Genomic DNA, 18821 nt, shown 5'->3' on the forward strand with positions numbered 1-18821 from the left:
GCTCTCCTACTTCTTCGCCTGCGCCTCGGCGGGCGTGGCAGCGCGCTGGGCGTCCGGCGCGTTCTGATCGTAACCCGCCGGATGGATCGGGAACTTGGGGGTGCCGTGAGCGCGCTCGAAGCGCTTGCGGCGGGTGCCCGAAGTGCGCGCCTTGCGCCGACGGATGCGCTGGGTTTGCTGAGTCGCGGAAACCATGGGGGCGCGCATTCTACCTGCGGGCACCCTCATGTCAACCGGGACGTGGGGCCCTCCGGTGCCCGGGTCCGCCCGGGGGTCGGGGCCCCTGGATTCCCGAGAGCTAGGGCCGGATCGTGGCGTTCACCGAGAACGAGGGCTTCGAGAACGGGCCCACGTTCGCGGCCTTGAGCGCCGCCTGCACGCAGCTCGACTGGCCGTTCGAAGCCGCCCAGCCGCTGACGCTGACCTTGCTCACCTGGCCGGTCGACGAGAACGTGATCTGCGCCCGCGACACGTCGTCCGCGCCCGCGACGCACGCCTTCGCGTTGCCCATGACCGAGCCGAGCGCGGCCTGGACCGAGCCCTGCGACGGCTGCTCGGGGACGTTCTGCTGCCGCAGCGGGCCCGAGGCCGGCACCGGCGCCTCCGACACCACCGACGGCTGCTTCTCCCCCTCGTCGCCCACGGCGGCCTGCATGGCGGAAGGCAGATCCCCCGGCTTGCCCGCCGGCGTCGGCGCCGCCGCCACCTTTCCCTGCTCCGGCTTCGGCGCCGCGGTGGGCGCAGGCGCCTCGGGCGCAGCCGCTGGCGCCGCCGCGCCGGCGCCGACCGGCGCGGCGGCCGTCTTGGGCGCCGCGGCCAGCCTCTCCGCCGTCGCCGTTTCCACCGGCTGCGGCTCGGGCTCCGCGTTCTCCGTCGGCGCGGCGGGCGCGGCGGCGACCGGGGCAGCAGGCGCTGCCGGCTTCTCATCGCGCGGCGCGGCGGGCGTCACGTCCGTGGTCGGCGCTGCCGCGGTGGCGGTCGCCGTCTCCTGCTGCGACGGCGCCTTCGTCTTCACCACGACGGCCACCGCGGCGGCCAAGCCCAGGGCCGCGAGCGCCGCGCCGGCGATCATCCCGCCGGACCGCTTCTTCGCAGCAGGCTGGGCGACGGGCGCGGACGGGGCGCGCGGCCTCCTCGCGGACACCGCCGCGACCGCGTCCTGCCTCTCGCTCTCGAGCGTATCGGCCATGCCGAGCGGCGCCTTCTCGGCGGCCTCCACGTGCTCCGGGGGGACCGACGCGCTGAGCCGGTTGAGATCGATGACGCCGGAGTCCTCGGTCACCCCCTCGGCCGGCCGCAACGCAGGCGACGACGCGCGCATGACGCCGGAGATCGACCCCCGCCCCGGCGGCGACGACACGCGCCCGGGCGGCATCGAGCCGCGTCCCGAGGCCGGCAGCGGCGTGGACAGCGGGCCGCGTCCGGACGGCACCGGCGTGGACAGCGGACCGCGCGCGGACGGCACCGGCGTCGAGAGCGCCGGGCTGCTCCCTGTCGCGCCGCTCGCGCGACCCGGCGCCTGGCTGGCGCGCTCGGCGATCTCCTTCAGCGACTGGCGTTTCTTCTCCGGGGGCCGCGAGGCGCTGCCGCCCGACAGGCTCGCTTCAGACTTCGAGGCCCTGCCTGCTTCCGATCCGTCCGCCATGGTACTGCGCTCTCCTGCGGTGCGTGCTTCTCGCGAAATGTCCCCGGCCTGCTCCTCGCCAGGCTCTGCGGCGAGATCCGGGGCTGCGAGGAGGTCGGCCACCGCCGCCGCATCCTCCGATCGCCGGGATAGAGCGACCTCGACGATGCGAGCTGCCCGCGTCTCCCACGCCGCCTCGTCGACGGTGGGGGCAGGCCAATCGTTGAGCATCTGGTCGAGGTCGAGCTTGCTGGTGACGTTCATTCGGCGTCCCCTCCGAAACCACGCTCCGCGAGGTATGCGCGGAGCTTGCGGCGCGCCTCGTGGACGCGCCAGGCGACTGTTCCTTCCGGACACCCCAGGATCCTGGACGCGTCCTCGTGGGGCACGCCGTCGATGCACACGAGGATGAGCGTCGTCCGCAGCGTGTCGGAGAGCGTATCGATGCCGTCGCAGAGCGCGGCCGCGAGCTCGCGCCGCTGGGTCGTCGCGGCCGGATCGACGCCGTGGCTCGGGCGCGTCTCGAGCAGCAGCGCCTCGATCCGCGGATCGTCCGTGGGGGTCGAGTTCCTGGTCGGCTTGCGCGCCCGGATCATGTTGAGCGAGAGGTTCACGGCGATCCGGTAGAGCCAGGTGAAGGGCTCGCTCCGCCCGTCGAACCGATCGAGCGCCTGGTAAGCCCGGACGAAGGTCTCCTGGGTCACGTCCTCGGCCTCCGCGCCCGAGCGGACGAGGTGGAACGCCAGCCGGAAGATGCGCTTCTGATATCGACGGACCAGCACCCCGAACGCCTGGGCATCTCCGCCCCGGGCTTGATCGACGAGCTCACGATCGGTGGTCTTGGCCATCCTAGCCGCCTCGCGGTGCGAATTGTCTCCCGCGCACGGACGACAGCGCAGCCGCGGACAGCTCTTCGCGACGGCCGCTGACCGTCTCGGCGAGAGAAGCCCCTCGCGGCGAGCCCTGCTTCGCGGAGGCGGAGCAGGGCGATGAGGAGGCAAGTTCCACGTTCAGGCGCGCGAAGATAGCCGAACACTCCTCCTAGGACAAACCATGCGCCCTGGACCTTGGGCGTCGCGGCGCGACTTCGACCGGCCCGGCGGCACGCCCGCGCCGGCGCGCCCCAGCCGGCGCTTGCCCGGCGGCGGCACCCTGGCCGGCGCGGCGCCGGTCGGGGCGCGGCCGGCGCGCTGGCCGCGCTCGCCCGCGTCGCTGCTATGGTCGGCGGATGCGACGCTTCTCGAGCTGGATGCGCACCCTGGGGCTCATCGCTGCGGCCTTCGCAGGGGGGGCGGCGACTTCCCACCTCGCGGGCGCGAGCACACAGGCGCAGAGCCCCTACGCGCCGCTCGAGCAGCTCGCGCGCGTGCTCGTGCTCGTCGAGAACAACTACGTCGAGCCGGCGCAGCGCAACAAGATCATCGACGGCGCCATCAAGGGCATGGTCGCGGAGCTCGATCCTCACTCCGCGTACATGAACGCCTCCGAGTTCGCCCAGTTCCAGGAAGAGACCGGGGGGACGTTCGGCGGCGTCGGCATCGAGGTCGACACGAAGGACGACCAGATCACCGTGATCGCGCCGATCGAGGGCTCGCCTGCGGCGCGGGCGGGCATCCGCTCCGGCGACCAGATCATCGCGATCGACGGCCGACCCGTGCGCGGCGAGCGCCTCGACAAGCTGGTGAAGATCATGCGCGGGCCCCCCGGCTCGCGGGTGAAGCTCACGATCCGCCGGCAGGGCGCGGCCGAGCCGCTCACGTTCGACCTCGCGCGGGAGCAGATCCACGTCACGAGCATCGCCGCGAGGCGCCTCGATCGCGACGTCGCGTACGTCCGCGTGAAGCAGTTCCAGGACGGCACCCACGAGGAGATGCTCCGCGCCGCGGCGACGCTGCGCGCCGCATCGAAGGCGCCGCTGGCCGGGGTGATCCTCGACCTGCGCAACAACCCCGGCGGCCTCGTGCACGAGGCGGAGGCCCTCGCGGACGAGTTCCTCTCGTCGGGGACGATCTACTCGACGCGCCAGCGCAACCAGGTCGTCGACGAGGCGAAGGCGCACGACGGCGGCGCGTTCGCCTCGCTGCCCGTGGTCGCGCTCGTGAACGAGTACTCCGCCAGCGCCGCCGAGCTCGTCGCGGGCGCCCTGCAGGACAGCGGTCGCGCCACGGTCGTCGGCGCGACGACCTTCGGCAAGGGGTCGGTGCAGACCATCTACGAGCTCCCCGGCGGCGCCGGGGTGAGGCTCACGACGATGCGCTACTACACGCCGAAGGGGCGCTCGATCCAGGCCCAGGGCATCCGGCCGGACATCGTCATCGAGAGCGCGCAGCAGCCGCTGCCGGCCGCCATCCTCCGGGAGCAGGACCTCGAGGGACACCTCCCCGCCGAGGGATCGATCGGCGACGGCTCGCCGAAGGCCGTGCTCGTGGAGAAGCGCGCGGCGGCCGCCGCGCGCGGCCCCGAGGGCGACGTGCCCGCCGATCCGACCCGCGGGAGCGATTTCACCCTCGCGGTCGGCTACCAGCAGCTGCTCCGCGCGATCCCGGCGAGGCGCTAGCGCGAGGACACGCGCGGAGCGACCGGCGCCGATGGCCGCTCCTGTCCGCGCCGGCCCTCGGCGCCGGCCTCGGGCCTCGACCGGCGTCAGGCCTCGGCGCCGGCGCGGAGCCCGGTCGTCACCGCGTCGAGCACGGTGCGCGCTCTCCCGGCGATGGTCGCCCCCGCCGCCAGGATCCCGGGGGCGGCGCGGACGCCCTCGCACCGCACGCCCACCGACTCCAGCGCGCCCGGCCGCTCGCCGCGCGGCCAGGCGACGACATCGAGCTCCGGGCCCTGCATCGAGCTCACCACGCCGAACGCGCCGCGCGCGTCGCCCAGCGTGACGGGCGCCTCGACCGAGAGCGCGAACGGCGCGCCGCCGCGCGCCGGGAGGTCGGGACCGGCGCCGCGCTCGGGCGGGGCATACACGATGCCCCCGCCGGCGAGGCCGCCGATCGCCAGGATCACCGCGTCCGCGGCGAGCGGCACGTCCTCGCCCTCCACGTGGACCGAGACGCCCTCGCCCGCTCCGCCCGGCCCCCCGAGGTCACCGCCCACCGCGCGCACGCGGCCGTGGCGCCGCGCCGCCCCGATCGCGGCGAGCAGCGCGTCGCGCGCCGCCTCGAAGCGGAGCCCCGCCGGCGAGCCGGCGCCGATCAGCGCCTCGCCCACGGGGACGCCGAGGCGCGCCGCGAGCGCCTCGGCCCGCGGCGCGCGCGCGCCGAGCCAGGGGCCGAGCAGGATCGCCCCCGCGCCGCCCGCGCCCTCGAGCGCCTGCCGGAGCCGATCGAGCAGCCAGGAGAGCCGCGCCGGATCGTCGTGCCGGGCCGCGAGGTCGCCGTCGGCGATCTGCCGCTCGTCGTCGAAGCGCAGCACCGGCGCGTCGACCGGCAGGAAGCGGAGCCCCCGCGCCCGGGCGAACGGCTCGTCCGTGAGCGCCTCCGCGAGCGCGTCGGCGTCCCAGGCGGCGCGCGCGGCGCGCGGGATGAGGACGCGCGTGCGGCGGAGCGAGCCGAGGTCGAGCAGCGCGCGATCCCTGCCGCGGGCCGGGCGGATCCGGCCGGCGACGGTCGCGAGGCGCACGCCGGACGCCTGCGGCACGTCCCACAGGCCGAGCTCCGCCGCGAGCTGCCTCGCCGCCGGCGCGAGATCGCTCGCGGGCAGATCGCTGCCGAGCAGCCGCGCGGCCCGCTCGACCTGCTCCCACGGGACGTCGTCGACCGCGCCGCCCGCGAGCGCCGTCTCCCCGACGCCCGCGGAGATCACGGTGACCTGCGCCCCGCGCCGCCTCGCGCTCCACGCGGCGGCGAGCCCGGCGACGCCGGCGCCGATCACGAGGATCGATCGCGCCACGCCCTCTCCTCCGGCTCCCGTGCGGAGCGCGGCGACCGGCGATCGCTGTCCTCGCACGCCGCCGCGGTCGCCTCGTCGCCCGCGGGCGCGCCGAGCTCCGACCGCACGCTGGCGATCGCGAGCGCCTCCTGCCGCGCCTGCTCCGGGCCGAGCGCGACCGCGCGCGTCATCGCCTGCTGCGAGAGGAACTCCACGGCCTGCCGCATCCCGTCGCGCGGCGGGAGCGAGAGCTCCTGCGCCACGATCTGCCCGCACCGCGCCGCGCAGCGCATGCCCCCGCACGCGCCGAGGCCGAGGCGCGTGCGGCGCGCGACGTCGGCCACGCTCCGCGCGAGCTCGTGCCGGAGGACGTAGCGCACCTCGGCCTCGACGACGGGCTCGCAGGGGCACACCGTCGCCGCCTCGCGCGGCCGCTCGCGCACGCGCTCCTCGATGCGGAGCGCGCGCGAGCCGTGGCGGTAGACGAGCCGCCGGGCGGCCACCGCGTCGATCTCCATCCGCCGCGAGAGCGCGAGCGCGTCCACGGGGCGGTCGCCGCCGGGCAGCGCGGTCGTGTGCGTCACGCAGCGTGCGCCCAGATCGAAGCGCCGCGCGAGGACGTCGGTCATCTCCTGGGCGAAGAGCCGGAAGCTGGCCAGCTTCCCCCCGATCATCGAGTAGAGGCCCGGCGCGCCGTGCGCCGCGTGGTCGATGATCTGGTGCTCGCGCGAGAGCGCGTCCTCGGTCGGCCCGTACGCGTAGAGCGTGGGCCGCACGCCCGCGTACGTGCCGATCGCGCGCGCCTCGTGGATCTGCGGGAACACGCGGGCGATGCCCTGGACCAGGTACCTCACCTCCTCGCTCGTCGCGCGGACCTGATCGAGGTCGCCGTAGAAGTCGTCGTCGGTCGTGCCGATGACGCTCATGTTCTGCCAGGGCTCGAGGAAGATCTGACGGCCGTCGATCGTCCTCGCCATGATCGCGTAGTTGGTGAGGCGACGGTCGAACACGACGTGCACGCCCTTGCCGGGCCGCACCCGCGAGCTCGCGGCGGGGAGGCCCGCGAGCGACGCCGTGATCGGCGACCACGCGCCGGTCGCGTTCACGACCGTGCTCGTGCGGAGCCGCCCGCCCTCTCCGGTCACGCGGTCCCGGTAGCGCACGGCGACGACCTCGCCGGTGTCCTCGCGGCGCTCGACCCGCTCGACCGTGTGCCCGACGTACACCTTGGCCCCTCGCTCGATCGCGTCGACGGCGTTGGCGATGCACAGCCGCGCGCCGTCGATCCCCCACTCGTCGAAGCTGAAGCCGCCCACGAGATCGCCGTGCAGCCCCGGCTCGAGCCGCCGGAGCTCGTCGGGCGAGAGGCGCGCGTGCGGCTTGCCGCGCTTGAGCGGCTGGTACTTGTCGTACGCCTCGAAGAAGCCGTCGGCGAGCGTGTAGAGGATGCGCCCGTGCCTCGCGTCCTCGAACGGGACGAGGAAGGGGATCCGGAACAAGAGGTGCGGCGCGATCGCCTGGATGTGCCCCGAGTCGCGGCACGAGTTCTCGGTCACGTGCGGATCGCTGGTCAGGTACCTGAGCCCGCCGTGGATCATGCCGCTCGAGTTCCCGCTCGCGCCGAACGCGAGATCGTTGCGCTCGAAGAGGGCGACCTTCAGGCCCCGCTGCGATGCGTCACGCGCGACCCCCACGCCGTTCACACCGCCGCCGATGACCACGACGTCCACGTCGGTGTCGGCGCGGCGGGCCGGCCTTGCGGCGCTCGAGGGGAGGATCGTCACCTGCGGCGTATAGCATGCCAGAACTTTTCCACGAGCGGGCCCAGCCTCGCGCGCGGCGCTGCAGATGCTGGCCGAGGCCGCCCGTCCGAGGCCGGCCGTCAGCCGCGGACCCGGATCGCCCAGGTCAGCTTCGCGAGGTTGCGGAGCACGTTCGGGACGCGGCGCGTGAGGTTGATCGAGGGGCGCCGCTTCTCCAGCACGCGGACGGGGATCTCCTCGATCCGCAGGCCCGCCCGGTAGGCGCGGATGACGAGCTCGCTGGCGAAGACGTCCTTGTCCACGACGCACTCGCGGACGATCCCGAGGAGCGGCTCGCGCAGGAACGCCTTGAGCCCGTGCGTGTCCGTCCCGCGGAAGCCGAGCGTGGCGCGGAGGAGCCCGTTGTACATCTGGCTCGCCGCGTGCCGCGCCCACGGGCGATCGTCGCGCGCCCCCTGGATGAGCTTCGAGCCGATCACCATGTCGACGCCGCCCGCCCGCAGCATCGCGATCGCGCGGCGCTGGAAGTCCACGTCGCACAGGTCGATCTCGTCGCAGAGGACGAAGCGCCCGCGCGCCCGCTCGATGCCCGCGCGGAGCGCGGCGCCGTAGTTCGGCTCGCCGATCGAAAAGTGCCGCACTTCCGAGTACTTGCGCTCGAGCTCGCCGGCGATGGCGAGCGTCCCGTCGCGCGAGCCGTTCTCGGCGAGCACGAGCTCCCAGCGCCACCCGAGCGGCAGCAGCCGCTCGCGCAGGTCCACGACGGCGGCGTGGAGGATCGCCTCCTCGTTGTAAACGGGGATGACGATGGAGATCTCCGGCGCTTCGCCCGCGTCCCCGCGGCCAGGCTCGGCGGCGCTCACGGCGCACCTCCGAGGAGGGCCTGCGCGCGGAGCGCCGCGTCGCGCCCGAAGTGGAGCGCGTCCTCCATCGAGGAGTAGTTCCAGCCGCCGTACCGCCCGGATGAGAGGATGCGCTGGCCCTCGAGGAACGGCCGCACGGCCTCCAGCGACCCGAAGTAGCTGTGATCGAACACGACGTACGCGTGATCGATGCGGCGCAACCGGGCGAAGCGGACGGCGCTCGGGGCGGGGATGAGGCCCATCTCGACGAGGCCCTCCGCGACGCGGGGGAGCAGCGCCGCGAGATCGGGCTCGGCGCGATCGGCGAGCTCGACGTAGAGGCCGGCCTTGCCCGGCGGGGCCATGGCGGGGGAGAAGTTCGAGTAGCAGCCCACGCGGTAGAACGGGTACTTCGCCTCCGGGACGTAGACCCAGTGCAGCGGCTTCCCGCACGGGGTGTCGAGCGCCACGTCGAGGTAGTGGAGGTGCGTGCAGCGCAGCCGGGAGGCCGCCTCGGCGACGGACCGAGGCGCGTCCGCGAGGAGCCTCACGAGGGCAGGCAGCGGCGCGGACGAGATCAGCACGTCGTACCGGACGATCTCGTCGTCGAACACGAGCTCGCGCGCGCGCCAGTCGATCGCCGCGGGCGCGCGGCCGAGCTCGATCGCCGGGGTGCCCGCGTCCCGCGGCCGCTGCTCGGCGAGCGCCCGCGCGAGCCCGTGCGTCAGCTGGCCGATGCCGAGCCGCGGATAGAGGAACTTCGCGTTGTAGCCGAGCTCGCGGTCGTTCAGCCCGACCGCTCCGGCGAGCACGTCCTCGAGCTTCGGCAGCGGGACGAAGCGGGAGCACCAGTCGGCGGTGATCTCGCTCGGGTGCACCCCCCAAAGGCGGCTGTTGTAGGGGATCATGAAGTGGCGGCTGATCCCCTCGCCGAAATGCGCCAGGCAGAACTCCTCGAAATTCTTGGGCTCGGGCCGGTCCTTGGCGAAGTGCGCCTCGATGAAGCCGCGGAGGCATTCGTAGGCGACGGCGGGCGGCAGGCCGAAGGTGTTCGCCTGGAACGGATAGCGGGTGTACGTGCCGTTCGACCAGATCATCGAGCGCCGCTCGATCTCGAGGGGATCGGGGCCCAGCCAGCCGAGCGCGAGCGCGCGGGTCGCCGGGTCGCGCAGGTGGAGGAGATGCCCTGTCCGATCGAAGCGGAAGCCGTCGTCCTCGAGCGTGATCGCGTGGCCGCCCGGGCGCGGCAGGCGCTCGAACAGCCGGTGCGGCACGCCCGCTCGCCCGAGGTGGTACGCGGCCGCCATGCCCGTCAGGCCGGCGCCGAGGATCGCGACGGGAACGCTGGAAATCGTGGGTCGGGTCATCGCTCGCGGCCCGGCCGCGGCCGCGGCCGCGAAGACACCACCTCCCCGGTGCGCGGTCAAGGCGCGGTGCCCGGCCGGGGCGCTCGCCCATGCTGGATTTCCTGCCCTCGGCGTGAGGCGGCCCGAGCTCCGCGCGCGCCGGCGAAGAGCGCCGTTGGCGCCTCCGCCCAGAGCGACTAAGTGTGTCTAGGTCCCGTCGCGCGCGCCCGGCGCTCCGCGGCGTCCGAGGTATCCGAGGTCGAAGATGCCCATCCCCCGCCGGAAGTCGGTCCAAGTCACCGGGAGGACCCTCTACCTGACCGAGGACCCGGAGCTCTTGAAGCAGCAGCTGGCGGGCGGCGAGCTTCGGTTCGATCCCGCGCAGCACGCGCTGATCGACAACATCTCGACCGACGAGCTCACGCCGGGCTGGGTCTGTTACTACTACGACGAGACGCTCGCCCGGTACTGCCTGGTGGGGCTGCGCGGTGGGCTCGTCGAGCGCGACGCCATCAAGAACGGCGGCTTCGGCGTCATCGTCAGCGGTCGCTCGAAGGGGTGCGGCAGCTCGCGCGAGACGGCGCCGTACTCGGAGCGCGAGGCCGGGATCCAGATCGTCGTCGCGCGCAGCATCGAGAAGATCTACGGCCAGAACTGCCAGAACATCGGGCTGCTCACGACGACCGACTTCTCGCTCCTCGATCGGCTCGCGCGGGGCGAGGAGATCCCGATCGGCGAGTTCACGCGCGGGCTCGACCCGATCAGCGCCGACGTCGTCGAGTACGGCGGCCTCTTCGCCTACAACAAGGCGCGGATGGCCGGCGAGGTCTCGCCGCCGACGCTCGACACGCCGCCGCGGCCCATGACCCTGTGCGAGAAGATCATCGCGGCGCACGCGATCGTGGACGCGAGGGCGGGCAAGATCGGGGTCCCGGCGGTGAAGCCGGGCGACGCGCTCTTCGTCCGCATCGACGTGCGCTTCTCGCACGAGTACGTCACGCCGATGGCCGAGTCGCTCTTCCGGGCGGGCTTCGGGCCAGACGCGGTCGTGACCGAGCCGGAGAGCGTCTTCGCCTTCCGCGATCACCTCACGTTCCTCGATCGCGTGATGCCGGAGGCGCACCTCAAGCTCGGCCTGCGCGAGCAGGCGGCATCGCTCGCGACCGTGCAGCAGGCCTTCACCGAGCGGCACGGGGTCAAGCTGTACGGCGAGGTCGAGCGCGACGGCAGGACCGTGGGCTCCGAGGCCATCTGTCACAACAAGGTGATCGAGGAGCTCGCGCTGCCGGGGCAGATCGTGGCCGGGACCGACTCGCACACCTGCATGGCGGGCGCGCTCGGGTGCTTCGCGTTCGGCGTCGGCTCGACCGACATGGCGAACGCGTGGCTGACGCGCGACGTCCGCGTCGCGGTGCCGCAGTCGGCGCGCTTCAACCTGACCGGGCGGCTCGGGCCGGGGGTCACCGCCAAGGACGTGATGCTGTTCCTGCTCTCGCAGCCGTTCTGGAAGACCGGCCAGGGCATCGGCAAGGTGCTCGAGTTCGCGGGCGACGGCGTCCGCGCGATGGGGCTCGACGAGCGCGCGACGCTCACGAACATGGCGGTCGAGGCGGGCGGCTTCACCGGCATCATCGAGGCCGACGAGGAGATCGTGCGCTACCTCGTCGAGCAGCGCGGGCTCGCCGCGGAGGACGTGCGCGCGCGCATCGTGCGCGCGGACGCCGGCGCGGAGTACGTGGCGACGTTCGACATCGATCTCGCGGCGATCGAGCCGATGGTCGCGACGCCCGGCGATCCGCGGAACGGCGTGCCGCTGCGGTCGCTCCGTGAGGTCGCGGGCGGCGAGGTCAAGATCGACATCGCGTACGGCGGCTCGTGCACGGGCGGCAAGAAGGCCGACATGGACATGTACGCGTCGGTGCTGCGCCGCGCGGTGGAGCAGGGCAAGCGCGTCGCCGACGGCGTGCACCTCTACATCCAGTTCGGCTCCCAGGACATCCGCCGCTACGCCGAGGCGAAGGGCTACCTCGAAATCTTCGAGAAGGCGGGCGCTGAGCTCGTCGACCCCTCCTGCGGGGCGTGCATCAAGGCCGGACCCGGTGTATCCGACCGCAAGGATCAGGTCACGGTTTCGGCCATCAACCGGAACTTCCCGGGCCGAAGCGGACCCGGCCGGGTCTACCTGGCCAGTCCCCTGATCGTCGCGGCCAGCGCGATCGCGGGGAAAATCGCTTTCCCGGAGTCATGACGCAGAGCGCCTATCGCGGAGTTACACACATAGTGGCCGCAATCGGCATCATGGAAAAACGAATGCTTTCCACGGAAGTGCGCCGTACGCTAAGGTGCTCTTCTGTGGCGGATCGGGAGGAGCCCCAAGAGCGTATGACCGACAAGGACACGCTGGCGAAAAACAACGAAGCCTCGAAGACGGACAAGCGGAAGCAGAGCCTCTACTTTCCGGAGTCGATGCTGCAGGAAATCAAGGAGGAAGCGGCGCGGCTCGATCGCTCGCTTTCTTGGGTCGTGCAGCGCGCGTGGAAGCTGGCGCGGATAGACATCAAAAAGCTTCCGAGTGTCAACGACGTGGCTGACGACGAGGACAGCGGCGACTAACATCGCCGCGAGCCTCGCGTAAGCCGCGTCGCTCGGGGATCGATGGGTCGAGAGCTCTTCGCCGCCGGGAAGGACGGTACGCGGATTTATGTCCGCTACCGGGAAGGTCCCGGCGGCATCGGAAGCTTGGCCAGCGGGGTCGGGGCGGGCTCGGAACGCCTCACCGCGGTGCTCTGTGACGGCATCGCGTGCGACGGCTTCATCTGGAAGTACCTGTGGGACGACCTGGCCCGTACGGTCAACGTCGCCCACTGGAACTATCGCGGCCACGGGCGGAGCAGCCTGCCGGTCGATCCGAAGGCGGTCGAGCTCCGCGACCACGCGAGCGATCTCGTCGCGGTGCGCGCGGCGATCGGCGACGGCCCCGTGGTGCTCTTCGGGCACTCGATGGGCTGTCAGGTCATCCTGGAGCACCTGCGGACCCACCGCGAGGGGGTGCGCGGGCTGGTGTTGATCTGCGGCTCGTCCGGCAGGATCACCCACCATTTCAAGGGCACGGACGTGCTCGCGCAGCTGCTGCCGCGGCTCATCGAGCAGGTCGACGCGTACCCGCACATCGCGCGAGCGATCTGGAGCCGCGTGCCCGCGCCGATGGCGCTGCGGATCGCGCTGCTCGCCCGCGAGGTCGACGCGAGCGCGGTCACCCCGGCGGATCTGCTGCCGTACATGCGGCACATGGTCGACATCGACTTCTCGATGTTCCTCCACATGCTGCGCAGCGCCGGCGAGCACTCGACGCTCGATCTGCTCCCGCAGATCGATCTTCCGGCGCTCGTGATCGCCGGCGACCGCGACACGTTCACCCCGCCGCGTCTCGCCGAGGAGATGGCGGCGGCGCTGCCGCGCGGCGAGCTGATGATGGTGAGCGGCGGCACGCACGTCGTCCCGCTGGAGCGCAAGAAGATGGTCATCGAGCGCGTGGAGCAGTTCCTGCTCGAGCGCGTCCTCGGTGGAGCCCCGGTCGGGAGAGGCGCGAGCGTCGGGCCCTCGCAGGCGTCGGCCAGCGGGGAGATGTCGCACCTGCCGGCGGAGGATGGATCGGCGCAGCCTTCGGCCAGCGATGAGTCGGCGCAGCCTTCGGCCGAAGGAGGGCCCTCGCCGGGGGATCCGCGCGGGCTGTCGAACGACCGATGAGCCTCCGCGCGCCAGACGGACCAGCGCGCGGGCGTCTGCGACGGCGCGGCGGCGCGGCGGCGCGGCGCCTGCTCGTCGCGGCGGCGCTGATCGCGGCCTCGTGCGCACGGCCGTCGTCCGAGCAGGGCGGCGGGGCCGCCGGCGCGATCGCGGCGCTGGCGGAGAACGAGATCGTGCTTGCGCCCGGCGGGGTCCCGGCGCGCTCATCGGGCGAGCCGCCCGCGTCCCCGGCGCCGCGCGTTGGAGCGGCAGGGGACGCGCAGGTCGCGCGCGCGGCAGGGGACGCGCAGGTCGCGCGCGGGGCGGAGGACGCGCAGGTCGCGCGCGCGGCGGAGGACGCGCAGGTCGCGCGCGCGGCGGGGGACGCGCAGGTCGCGCGCGCGCTCCAGCGCTCTCCGGTGCGCGCGCTCCGGCTCACGGGCAAACCGACCGACGGTCGGTTCGAGGCGATCCTGGCCTTCGGCGCGGGCGTCGAAGCAGCGGCCCCCCGCGAGGTGAAGGTGAAGCTCGCGCCGGCGCAGAAGAAGGCCCCGCTCGCGTTCCGGCGTCCGGTCGCGTTCTACCGGCTGGCGAGGGCGCTCGGCGCGCACGTCGTGCCCGCCGCGACGGCGCGCCGGATCGGCATCGGCGAGCTCGCGGCGCTCATCGGCCGCGAGCCGAACGGGCGCAAGCTGCTGCGCCGCTTCGCGGTCATGAACGACGGGACGGTCGACGCGCTGGTCCTCGCGCCCGCTCCCGGTCCGCCGGGACCGCGCTGGGTGTCGTCCCGGCGGCGGTCGGTCCGGTTCGATGACGCGCCCGAGCTCGACGTGTGGGCGCGCTGGGCGCGCGCTCGATCGCCGGCGCGCGGCGAGCGCGCCTCGATCCTCCGCGATTACCTGGAGGTGCTCGCGCTCGACTACCTGGCCGGCAACGGGCTCCGGAAGGAGATCGTCATCGACGTGAGCGCGGGGGCCCTCAGCCTCGAGGCCAACGCCAGCGCGTTCCCGCTGCACGTGAAGGCGCACGAGCTGGATCGGCAGCTCGATCGCTTGGTGGAAGCCGCGCGGTTCCCGCGGGCGCTCCGCGACGCGCTCGCGCGCTTCGGCCCCGAGCAGGCCGCTGCGGCGCTGCGCCCCGGCGGGATCGAGGACGAGCTGGTGCCGCCGCGCGCCCTCGTCGAGCTCGAGGAGCGGCGGCAGGCGCTGCTCAGCCTCATCGAGGCGAAGATCGCCGACAGGGGAGAGGACGCCGTCCTCAGCCTCTAGCGCGGCGCCCCGGCCCCGCCTCGGCCCAGCGCGAGCGCCTCGCCGCGCGCGCATCTTGATCTCCGGCGGCAGCAGGGCGATCACGGTGAACGTGATCGACGTGGCGACCCTGCAGCGCTGGACGGAGGACATCGGCTACAGCGCCGAGCTGACGAAGCCGTCCACCCTGCGCATCCGCCCCCGCGAGGAAGGCGTCGTCGAGCTCCCGCCGTTCTACGTCCAGTGCACCGAGAACTGGGTCGTGCTCTCGATGTTCGGCGTGTTCGACTCCATCGACATGCAGGGCCGCGACGAGGCCGGGGCGAGGCTGACCCCCCTGGCCGAGGACACCGGCCAGATGCTCGGCCTGCTCCGTCACCTGCTCGAGGCCAACCGCGACATGCGCACCGCCAAGTTCGCCCTCGACGATCGCAACGAGATCCTGCTGTGCGCCGAGCTGCCCACCGAGTCGCTCGATCGCTCCGAGTTCGTCGACGCGGTCGAGCGCATCATCGAGTACGCCACCGCGTACCGGCACGCGCTGCTCGGCACCGACACCTGAGCGGCCGGCGAGGGACGGGCGCCCTGCCAGCGCCCGGCGCGATCACTTCTGCGTGATCACCACGCGGTTGTCGTCCCGGTACGTGACGTTTCCCGACTCTCCGCGGCAATCCCAGCAGGTCGCCCACGTGAGCCGCCGCCGCACGTAACCGTTGAAGCCGAGCGCGATCGGCCCTGGGTCGCCCTTCAGCAGCAGCGACGACGCGATCCGGTACCGGTCCCCGGGGAGCTTCAGGAACGCGACGATGAACGAGTCCTCGTCGGACTTCCCCGTCACCACGAGCACCTCCTCGCCCGGCACCGGGTTCCAGAGCAGCGGCGAGGTGGTGAGCGTCGTGTTCGGGGGCGGGCTCGCCTCGGGCTGGATCGCCGGCGTGCCGCTCGGCGAGAGGCGCGTCCGGCCCCGGCTGAGCACGACGTTCACGTCGTCGGGCTCCTTGAAGAACTTGACCTCCCCGCCGAGATCGCGGAGCTGCGGCACCGACGCGAGCAGCTCCGCGACCTGCTGCGGCCCGATCTCCGCGCGCCGGTACGTCTGCTGCCACTGCGGCGACGGGACCGACGCCGCGTTCGGCGCGCCGTGGCAGCACCGGAAGCCGATGTCGTCGCCCGACGCGCCCGGATCGACCGCCGCGCGGCGCGCGCACCGGTGATCCACGCCGCTCGCGCTCGCCGTGGCCCCGCGCACGGCGGCGGCCTTGGGCTGGAGGTTCTCGATCGGCGCGACGTCGCTCGCGGTCCACTCGCGCACCGCGGCCCCCATGCCGAGCACGCCGAACCCGGACGCGCACGACGCCGGCGCCTTGGCGCACGCCGGGTCCCACGCGGCGCCGCCCGCGTAGGGCGTCCCCTCGGGGCCCTTGCACGCGCGCTCCCACTCGAGCTCGGTGCACAGCCGGCCGCCGGCCTGCTCGCAGAGCTCCGAGGCGCGCGCCCGCGTCACGCCGGTGAGCGGCGGCTGCGCCGGATCGTTCGGGTACAGGTAGCGATCGATGGTGAAGCCGCCCAGCTCGACGTCGAGCAACGCCGGCTCCAGCGCCGGATCGCGCCCCTTGTCCCCGGGCGTGCTGCCCGCGACGAGCTTCCCGGCGGGGATCTCGACGCGCGCCGGCCCCGCGGGCACCGCGCCGGCCTGCGGCCTCGCGCTCGCGGCGGGCGACTCGTTCTCGGCCGCCTCGAGCACCTTCCCGGACGGCGCAGGCGCAGCCGGCGCGCCGCCGTCCGCGCGCTTCTCCCCGGCCTGCTGCTGCTGCTGCTGCTCCGCGCGGTCGCAGCCCGCCCCTCCGGCGACGCCGGCGGCGACCAGCAGGATCAGGGCAGCGGCGGGCGTCCTCGTCGGCACGGTTCCTCGCAAGCGCTCCGCCTTATGTCGCAGGACCCCTCGCCCGTCAAAGTGCCCGCGCTATGCTGGCCGGATATGGGGCAGGGCGTGAGCGACGCACCGGATCCGATGGCCTCGCAGATGGCGCAGCTCCTCGCCGGCAGCGACCTCGACGAGTTGCGCGAGATCGTGAGCCGGTGGGTCGCCGAGGCGCCGACCGAGGGCGTGCGCCGCCACTACCAGGAGCTCGGCGGGCGCCTCGTCGATCTCAAGGCGGCGCTCTCCGAGAACCCCGTGCAGCCCACGGTCGCCGAGCTCGAGCAGGCGCTCACGATGATGCTCCGGCTCGCCGCCGCGAGCCCGAGGACATGAGCCGAAGGTGACGCTCGCCGACTTCCCCCCGTGGTTCCTGCGCGCCTTCGCGCTCTGCTTCGGCCTCCTCTGGGGGAGCTTCCTCAACGTCGTCATCCACCGCGTCCCGCGCGAGCTCAGCGTCGTCCGCCCCGGCTCGCGCTGCCCCGCGTGCGGCACGCCGATCCGCGCCTACGACAACATCCCCGTCCTCAGCTACCTCCTGCTGCGCGGCCGCGCCCGCTGCTGCGGCGCCCCCGTGTCGCCGCGCTACCCCCTCGTCGAGGCGGTCGGCGGCGTCCTGTCGCTCGCCATCGTCGAGCTCATCATCCTCCGCCTCCCCTGGTCGACGCCGATCCTCCACGCGCTCGCCACGTACACCGCCGATCTCGCGCTCGCGCTCGGGCTCGTCGCCGCGACGTTCATCGACCTCGAGCACATGTACATCCCCGACGGGATCACCATCGGCGGCGCGGTGCTCGGCGTCGCCACCGCGTCGCTGCGCTCGATGGCCTTCACCGACGCGCTCCTCGGCGCCGCGGTCGGCTTCGCCGTCGTCTGGCTCCCGTTCGTCGTGATCTACCCGCGGCTCCGCGGCGGCCGCGTGGGCATGGGCCTCGGCGACGCGAAGCTCCTCATGCTGGCGGGCGCCTGGTTCGGCTGGGGGGGCGCGCTGTTCGTGCTCGGCGCCGGCGCCGTCCAGGGCTCGATCGTGGCGATCGCCCTGCTGCTCCTGCGCGGGAGCATCGAGGAGCCCGAGGCGGTGCGCCTCGAGCGCGAGCAGATCCGCGCCGAGCTCGCAGGGATGTCCCCCGAGGAGCGCGCCGCCGCCGAGAAGGAGCTCGCGCAGGATCCGCTCGCGGAGGAGCCCGGCGAGGGGTTCGGCCAGGCCCGCATCGCCTTCGGCCCGTTCCTCGCGCTCGCGACGCTGGAGTGCCTGCTCGTCGGGCGCGACATCCTCGACGCGTATTTCTCATGGATCGACGCCGGATGAAGGCCCTGCTCCGCCGCGCGCTCGCCCTCGCGCTGCCCCTCGCCCTCGCGGCCTGCGGCAGCTCGCTCCCGCTGCCCCCGACGGGCCCTCACTTGCCGAGCGAGCCCGCCGTGGTCGTGCCCTACCCGCCGCCGCCGGCGCGGGTCGAGATCATCTCGCCGCCCGAGAAGCCGGGCCTCGTCTGGATCGACGGCGAGTGGCAGTGGCGGAGCCGCCGCTGGGCGTGGCAGCCGGGACGATGGGAGGCCGTCCCGCCGGGCGGGTATTTCGCTCCCACCGCTACCGTGCGCCGCGCCGACGGATCCCTGGTGTGGTTCGCCGGGGTATGGCACGTGCCCGGCAAGAAGTGATCGACGCCGCGCCCACGCGATGGAAAGTCACACCGTGCCGAGCTGCCCGACGCCCGCGCTCGCCTGAACGGCGCCGGCGAGCGGGCGCGGCGCGCCGTCACCTGCACGGATCGATGAGCCCAGCCCCATGATGCTTGCCTGGTCGTTCGCAGCGCGCACACCCGACGAAATCGCCCGCCTCCTCCGTGCTCTCGGCAAGCACCGCTACGTGCGCGAGGTCGATCACCGGCTCCACTGGTCCGTCGATCACGCCCTCGCCGAGCTGCCGGAGTTCGCGCCGCACGCCGCGGCCTTCGAGGCGCGCCTCAGGAAGGAGCGGGGCCTCGAGCTCGGCTCGCGCGATCCGTCGCTGTGGCGCGAGGCGAAGACCGAAGAGGTGATCGCGGCGCTCACGGCGTTCTGGACCCCCGACGCGGCGGCGCTGCGCTACCAGGACCGCCTGCTCGAGGCGCTCGCGCGGACGGGCCTCCCCGAGGCCACGCACGCCCCCTTCGCGTCGGCCCCGGACGATCCTCCGCACCCGGAGCTCGTGCTGCTCGACTGGGAGCTGTACCCCGTGGACGAGCTCGATGCGGACCGGCACGCCGGGGCGCTGGCCGCCATGGAGGAGGCCGAGGAGGAGGTGAACGCGTCGGCGCCGATCTACAACGAAGGCCCCGTCCTCGCCGCGCCGGAGCTCTGCGAGGGGGCGCCGGACGGGGCGCTCGAGGACGACTTTCTCGTGTGGTCGGACGGCCCCTACAGCTACTCGGACTACGTGTTTCGCGGGGTGGCGAAGGCGGCCAAGCTCGTGGATCCGCCCACGGGCTACCGCGATCTGTAACCG

The 18821-nt window shown here is 73.5% G+C and carries 18 protein-coding genes; 10 read left to right on the forward strand and 8 right to left on the reverse strand.

The annotated features are described in order from the left end of the window. Positions 1-6: 6 nt before the first annotated feature. The 3 genes from WMF33_RS47390 to WMF33_RS47400 form a co-directional block, all read right to left on the reverse strand. Positions 7-195: a hypothetical protein gene (locus WMF33_RS47390; RefSeq protein ID WP_020741788.1), complete on the reverse strand. Its 189-nt coding sequence runs from the start codon at positions 193-195 to the stop codon at positions 7-9. Between the two features lie 103 nt (positions 196-298). Further along, on the reverse strand, positions 299-1888 hold the full coding sequence (locus WMF33_RS47395; protein ID WP_437334735.1) for a hypothetical protein: 1590 nt from the start codon (positions 1886-1888) through the stop codon (positions 299-301). Continuing rightward, positions 1885-2472, reverse strand: coding sequence for an RNA polymerase sigma factor (locus tag WMF33_RS47400; protein ID WP_061624415.1), 588 nt, complete (start codon positions 2470-2472; stop codon positions 1885-1887). The genes WMF33_RS47395 and WMF33_RS47400 overlap by 4 nt, the downstream gene beginning before the upstream one ends. Before the next feature lie 380 nt (positions 2473-2852). On the opposite strand from WMF33_RS47400, the gene WMF33_RS47405 reads away from it, so the two are divergent. Further along, entirely contained in the window at positions 2853-4181 is a 1329-nt protein-coding gene (locus tag WMF33_RS47405; protein ID WP_437334736.1) for a S41 family peptidase, read from the forward strand. Between the two features lie 86 nt (positions 4182-4267). Here the strand turns inward: WMF33_RS47405 and WMF33_RS47410 are convergent, their stop codons facing one another. From WMF33_RS47410 to WMF33_RS47425, 4 genes are all read right to left on the reverse strand, one after another. Further along, a complete protein-coding gene (locus WMF33_RS47410) occupies positions 4268-5515 on the reverse strand; it encodes an FAD-binding protein (protein WP_437334737.1) in 1248 nt (415 codons plus the stop codon). Continuing rightward, the gene (locus tag WMF33_RS47415; RefSeq protein WP_437334738.1) at positions 5494-7278 is read right to left on the reverse strand and encodes a glycerol-3-phosphate dehydrogenase/oxidase; all 1785 of its coding nucleotides are present in this window, start codon (positions 7276-7278) and stop codon (positions 5494-5496) included. The genes WMF33_RS47410 and WMF33_RS47415 overlap by 22 nt, the downstream gene beginning before the upstream one ends. Positions 7279-7376: 98 nt before the next feature. Then, the gene (locus tag WMF33_RS47420; protein ID WP_437334739.1) at positions 7377-8120 is read right to left on the reverse strand and encodes a glycosyltransferase family 2 protein; all 744 of its coding nucleotides are present in this window, start codon (positions 8118-8120) and stop codon (positions 7377-7379) included. Next, positions 8117-9466 carry a protoporphyrinogen/coproporphyrinogen oxidase gene (locus WMF33_RS47425; protein ID WP_437334740.1) on the reverse strand — a complete coding sequence of 450 codons (1350 nt, stop codon included), beginning with the start codon at positions 9464-9466 and terminating at the stop codon, positions 8117-8119. Before WMF33_RS47425 ends, WMF33_RS47420 begins: the two co-directional genes overlap by 4 nt. 244 nt (positions 9467-9710) lie before the next feature. On the opposite strand from WMF33_RS47425, the gene WMF33_RS47430 reads away from it, so the two are divergent. From WMF33_RS47430 to WMF33_RS47450, 5 genes are all read left to right on the forward strand, one after another. After that, the gene (locus WMF33_RS47430) at positions 9711-11693 is read left to right on the forward strand and encodes an aconitase family protein (protein WP_437334741.1); all 1983 of its coding nucleotides are present in this window, start codon (positions 9711-9713) and stop codon (positions 11691-11693) included. A 134-nt stretch (positions 11694-11827) separates the two neighbouring features. Then, complete coding sequence (locus tag WMF33_RS47435; RefSeq protein WP_012241296.1) at positions 11828-12058, forward strand: TIGR04563 family protein; 231 nt, start codon at positions 11828-11830, stop codon at positions 12056-12058. Between the two features lie 42 nt (positions 12059-12100). Then, positions 12101-13192 (forward strand): alpha/beta fold hydrolase, encoded by a 1092-nt coding sequence (locus WMF33_RS47440; protein ID WP_437334742.1) that lies wholly within the window; start codon positions 12101-12103, stop codon positions 13190-13192. Then, complete coding sequence (locus WMF33_RS47445; RefSeq protein ID WP_437334743.1) at positions 13189-14439, forward strand: hypothetical protein; 1251 nt, start codon at positions 13189-13191, stop codon at positions 14437-14439. Before WMF33_RS47440 ends, WMF33_RS47445 begins: the two co-directional genes overlap by 4 nt. A gap of 55 nt (positions 14440-14494) precedes the next feature. Further along, the gene (locus WMF33_RS47450; RefSeq protein WP_437334744.1) at positions 14495-14980 is read left to right on the forward strand and encodes a YbjN domain-containing protein; all 486 of its coding nucleotides are present in this window, start codon (positions 14495-14497) and stop codon (positions 14978-14980) included. 42 nt (positions 14981-15022) lie between these two features. On the opposite strand, the gene WMF33_RS47455 is transcribed toward WMF33_RS47450, so the two are convergent. Then, entirely contained in the window at positions 15023-16321 is a 1299-nt protein-coding gene (locus WMF33_RS47455) for a formylglycine-generating enzyme family protein (protein WP_437334745.1), read from the reverse strand. A gap of 87 nt (positions 16322-16408) precedes the next feature. Between WMF33_RS47455 and WMF33_RS47460 the strand changes: the two genes are divergently transcribed. The 4 genes from WMF33_RS47460 to WMF33_RS47475 all read left to right on the forward strand — a co-directional run bounded on the left by WMF33_RS47460 (position 16409) and on the right by WMF33_RS47475 (position 18818). Beyond that, positions 16409-16672, forward strand: a complete 264-nt coding sequence (locus WMF33_RS47460) for a hypothetical protein (protein WP_437334746.1) — start codon at positions 16409-16411, stop codon at positions 16670-16672. 7 nt (positions 16673-16679) lie between these two features. Beyond that, on the forward strand, positions 16680-17645 hold the full coding sequence (locus WMF33_RS47465; RefSeq protein WP_437334747.1) for a prepilin peptidase: 966 nt from the start codon (positions 16680-16682) through the stop codon (positions 17643-17645). Continuing rightward, the gene (locus WMF33_RS47470; RefSeq protein WP_437334748.1) at positions 17642-17995 is read left to right on the forward strand and encodes a YXWGXW repeat-containing protein; all 354 of its coding nucleotides are present in this window, start codon (positions 17642-17644) and stop codon (positions 17993-17995) included. Before WMF33_RS47465 ends, WMF33_RS47470 begins: the two co-directional genes overlap by 4 nt. Before the next feature lie 127 nt (positions 17996-18122). Continuing rightward, on the forward strand, positions 18123-18818 hold the full coding sequence (locus WMF33_RS47475) for a hypothetical protein (protein WP_061621967.1): 696 nt from the start codon (positions 18123-18125) through the stop codon (positions 18816-18818). Positions 18819-18821 lie beyond the last annotated feature (3 nt).

It is taken from the genome of Sorangium sp. So ce394 (genome assembly GCF_051474665.1).
GTDB lineage: Bacteria > Myxococcota_A > Polyangia > Polyangiales > Polyangiaceae > Sorangium > Sorangium cellulosum_D.

Excerpts from the sequence above, each read along its gene's own strand:
- WMF33_RS47390 (WP_020741788.1), bottom strand. The coding sequence starts at position 195 with ATGGTTTCCGCGACTCAGCAAACCCAGCGCATCCGTCGGCGCAAGGCG.
- WMF33_RS47395 (WP_437334735.1), bottom strand. The coding sequence starts at position 1,888 with ATGAACGTCACCAGCAAGCTCGACCTCGACCAGATGCTCAACGATTGG.
- WMF33_RS47400 (WP_061624415.1), bottom strand. The coding sequence starts at position 2,472 with ATGGCCAAGACCACCGATCGTGAGCTCGTCGATCAAGCCCGGGGCGGA.
- WMF33_RS47405 (WP_437334736.1), top strand. The coding sequence starts at position 2,853 with ATGCGACGCTTCTCGAGCTGGATGCGCACCCTGGGGCTCATCGCTGCG.
- WMF33_RS47425 (WP_437334740.1), bottom strand. The coding sequence starts at position 9,466 with ATGACCCGACCCACGATTTCCAGCGTTCCCGTCGCGATCCTCGGCGCC.
- WMF33_RS47430 (WP_437334741.1), top strand. The coding sequence starts at position 9,711 with ATGCCCATCCCCCGCCGGAAGTCGGTCCAAGTCACCGGGAGGACCCTC.
- WMF33_RS47435 (WP_012241296.1), top strand. The coding sequence starts at position 11,828 with ATGACCGACAAGGACACGCTGGCGAAAAACAACGAAGCCTCGAAGACG.
- WMF33_RS47440 (WP_437334742.1), top strand. The coding sequence starts at position 12,101 with ATGGGTCGAGAGCTCTTCGCCGCCGGGAAGGACGGTACGCGGATTTAT.
- WMF33_RS47445 (WP_437334743.1), top strand. The coding sequence starts at position 13,189 with ATGAGCCTCCGCGCGCCAGACGGACCAGCGCGCGGGCGTCTGCGACGG.
- WMF33_RS47470 (WP_437334748.1), top strand. The coding sequence starts at position 17,642 with ATGAAGGCCCTGCTCCGCCGCGCGCTCGCCCTCGCGCTGCCCCTCGCC.
- WMF33_RS47475 (WP_061621967.1), top strand. The coding sequence starts at position 18,123 with ATGATGCTTGCCTGGTCGTTCGCAGCGCGCACACCCGACGAAATCGCC.